General features: G+C 52.9%; 4 protein-coding genes. 3 read left to right on the top strand and 1 reads right to left on the bottom strand.

The features are described 5' to 3' along the window. Positions 1-592 precede the first annotated feature (592 nt). The 3 genes from Q0Z69_RS16765 to Q0Z69_RS16755 all read left to right on the top strand — a co-directional run bounded on the left by Q0Z69_RS16765 (position 593) and on the right by Q0Z69_RS16755 (position 2,686). Positions 593-1,135, top strand: coding sequence for a protein kinase domain-containing protein (locus tag Q0Z69_RS16765; RefSeq protein WP_298035542.1), 543 nt, complete (start codon positions 593-595; stop codon positions 1,133-1,135). After that, positions 1,132-1,701 (top strand): hypothetical protein, encoded by a 570-nt coding sequence (locus Q0Z69_RS16760; protein ID WP_298035541.1) that lies wholly within the window; start codon positions 1,132-1,134, stop codon positions 1,699-1,701. The genes Q0Z69_RS16765 and Q0Z69_RS16760 overlap by 4 nt, the downstream gene beginning before the upstream one ends. A 343-nt stretch (positions 1,702-2,044) precedes the next feature. Then, positions 2,045-2,686, top strand: coding sequence for a hypothetical protein (locus tag Q0Z69_RS16755; RefSeq protein WP_298035540.1), 642 nt, complete (start codon positions 2,045-2,047; stop codon positions 2,684-2,686). Between the two features lie 186 nt (positions 2,687-2,872). Here Q0Z69_RS16755 and Q0Z69_RS16750 read toward each other — a convergent pair whose 3' ends face one another. Next, on the bottom strand, positions 2,873-3,190 hold the full coding sequence (locus Q0Z69_RS16750) for a transposase (RefSeq protein WP_298035543.1): 318 nt from the start codon (positions 3,188-3,190) through the stop codon (positions 2,873-2,875). Positions 3,191-3,241 lie beyond the last annotated feature (51 nt).

The raw sequence follows: 3,241 nt of genomic DNA, 5'->3' as shown, positions 1-3,241 counted from the left end.
GAATACTTTGTGTATTTTCAAGCCGCGTGACGAAGTATGGCGCGAAAAAGACCGGCGCGAATGTCTGATTTTGATTGGATATTAGTATCAATGGGTCCGCGAAGAAAAGGGCATAGAAACAGGGCATCACGCCACGGCAGGGTGCCTTGTTTTTTCTTTTCCTCTTCTTCCCTGAGAAAAGCGGGCGTTTGATACTAATATCCAATTGAAAGAAGACACCGAACGGCGAGGATTTTTAGCGTCAGACAAGGAAGACGTCGCAGGGAATACTGTATGTATTTCCAAGACGGCTGACGATGTATGATGCTAAAAAGGCCGTCGCGATTATCTTATTTTGATTGGATATTAGTATGAGCGTGGAGCGCAATACGGCCTGTGGGAGAATGCCTCTCCGGCATTCGTACTCATTCCGTATTATTTACCTTGCGGGTGAAATCGCTGTGGACAAATTGGGCAGGATGCGTCATAATAATACATGAGATTTGTATACTTCGACCATTTCAGAAGAATCGTCTTCAAGGTCCGAAGCGAAAGCTTTCGTCTCCGGTTTTGGCACCGCAACGTGTTATGGAAGAAAGGTGGAAATTATACCGTGAACAAAATTTGTTCCGGATGTTTCCGAGAGAAGACCGGCGACGGTCAGTGCCCTTACTGTGGGTATGGCAAGGAGGCTGACCGGGAGAAGTATCCGCAGGCTCTGCCCTGTGACACCATCCTGGCAGGCCGCTATATTCTGGGAAAGGTCCTGGGCCAGGGCGGCTTTGGGATCACATACCTGGGGCAGGACTATAAGACAGAGGATCTGGCGGCCATCAAGGAGTTCTTCCCCGAGCCTATGGCAGCGCGCGTCAGCAAGGGGACTGTGGCTGCCTACACGGGGGAACGCGGCTCCGGGTTTCAATACGGCAAGGACTTCCTTCAGGAGGCCAGGACCCTGGCCGAGTTTAAAGGCAACGACAACATCGTGAGAATTCACTGCTTCTTTGAGGAAAACGGCACCGCCTACTTCGTGATGGACTACGTGGACGGGGTGGGCTTGCAAAGATATGTGAAGGATCGCGGAGGCCGTCTTCCCTGGCGGGAGGCTGTGGATCTGATGCTCCCGGTCCTATACGCTCTGGCGGCGGTACAGTGAAGCTGCCGGATTTCGGCGCCGCCCGGTACAGCGCCGGCGACAGGAGCCAAAGTCTGGATGTGGTCCTCAAGCACGGCTTTGCCCCCAAGGAACAGTACACACGCCATGGCAAACAGGGACCGTTCACCGGCGTCTACTCCACCGCCGCCACGCTCTGCTACATCATCACAGGCCGCATCCCGCCGGACTCTATCGACAGGATAGACAGTGATGACCTTCCCACCCCTGACGCTCTGGGCATCACTGCCCCCAAGTCCGTGGAGGACGTGATCTTCCGGGGTCTGGAGGTCCAGCCTGCCGACAGGTACGGACCCATGGGTGAGATCGCCGATGCCCTCCGGGAGGCCATGAAGGAGCCCGTAGATCCGACTCCCACCATCTGGAGCCGGGTGCCCGCGTTTCTGAAAAAGCTGCCTCGCTGGTCCTACCCGGCGGCAGGCGCGGCACCGCTGGCGCTTGTCCTGATCATTGCCCTGCCATTCCGGTCCCCGGCCCGAGAGCAGAATACCGATGACGGTGAAAGAGATACCGTCATCTCCTCCGATGGCAGCAATACTGACTTCTGAGCCGAGGCGGACAGCGGTGAAGGCGACAGTTCCGACAGCACAAGCAGTTCCGGCGATGATTCCGGGACCGTCTTTACCGGCAACTTCACGCTGGTCACAGGTGAGGAAAGCACGGTCAAAAAGGTCAGTGTGCCGGTAAAGGAAACCGATTATCATGAGAACGGCAATGTGAACAGCACAGTATTTTACGCAAATAATGAACACGGCCAATGTGTGAAAAAAGTCATACAAGATAATTCCAATTCATGGGCCTATGAATACACATAAAACCAGGACGGAAAGCTCTCACAGGAAAAAGAGGTGCGCGGTGACGGAACTGTTATTGACACAGTTATCTACGAATATGACTTCCGCACCCGGGAGGAACACTGGAAACATCATTGGTACGATAAGGGGTTGGAACAGATCTTCACCCATACGTACGCTTACGACCCTCACCACCTCGGATGATTTCTACTTTTTTGAGAAAAACGGATACGACAGCAAAGGCCGTAAGGTCAGCGCCGCCAGCTATGATGATAATGAATTCAACTCCCGCTACACCTACGAATACGATGATGCGGGAAATATCCTGCGCACCGTTTCCTACAACGAGGACGAATCCATCCAAAGCACCACATCCTCCACTTACGGCAAAAATGGGCATGAGGTAGCAAGCGAGACCCGTCTCGGAAACGGTGAGCTGTGCAGTTGGAAAAACGCAGTCTATGACAGCGGCGGAAGGAAGCTCATAGAGTACGAATACAAGACAAGCGGCGATTCCCTGATTGAGCAATGTCGGCAGGAAATTGAAGCGGTGCTCCCCGTCCTCTTCAACTGGCCCTACTCCATCAAGCTGAACATCGATCATGAACCTGACTACTGGACGGTATACTCCTATAGCGACGAAGGCGATCTGATCCGCAGGCAACACTATGGTTTTGACCCGTATATGAGCATAGCCAGTGACACCGAACACGGGGCCATAGAAGTCAAGTCCTCCTGACGGCCGTCTTTACACAGAATCCATTTTATAATTGCATAATTCTGATGCCCCGGAGGCGGTAATGCATCCGGGGCATCTGCGATGTACCGGATGCTGGCGGAGTCAGGGAGTCTTTGAATGTACAGGCAATAATATACATTGGAAAAAATGCCGGAGCAGTCCGATCGTCTGGACTTATACTAACCTCTAATCAAAACAAGACAATATCCATTCGCGTCCAGTAATGCTACGGACCACCCCAGAAGACAGCCCATTGATCACATCACAGAGCCGGTCAATAACCTTCTCCAGCGTGGCGAACACCTCGTTCCTGAACCCCCTCTTACGAAGTTCCTTCCAAATCTGCTCGATGGGATTCATCTCCGGCGTGTACGGAGGGATAAAAAACAGGCGTATGTTTTCTGGGACTCGCAGTGTTTGGGACTTATGCCAGGCAGCGCCGTCGCAGCACAGAACAATTCTGTCTTTCGGATACTGCTCGTAGAGACGCTTGAACAGGGACATAAGCTCTGACTGGCGTTTTGTCATCGCGGCTATCTGTTTCTCAAGACCACG

The organism is uncultured Dysosmobacter sp. (assembly GCF_947631165.1).
Taxonomy (GTDB): domain Bacteria; phylum Bacillota; class Clostridia; order Oscillospirales; family Oscillospiraceae; genus Oscillibacter.
This window is presented reverse-complemented; position numbering and strand designations above follow the sequence as displayed.

Excerpts from the sequence above, each read along its gene's own strand:
- Q0Z69_RS16755 (WP_298035540.1), top strand. The coding sequence starts at position 2,045 with ATGACTTCCGCACCCGGGAGGAACACTGGAAACATCATTGGTACGATA.
- Q0Z69_RS16750 (WP_298035543.1), bottom strand. The coding sequence starts at position 3,190 with ATGTCCCTGTTCAAGCGTCTCTACGAGCAGTATCCGAAAGACAGAATT.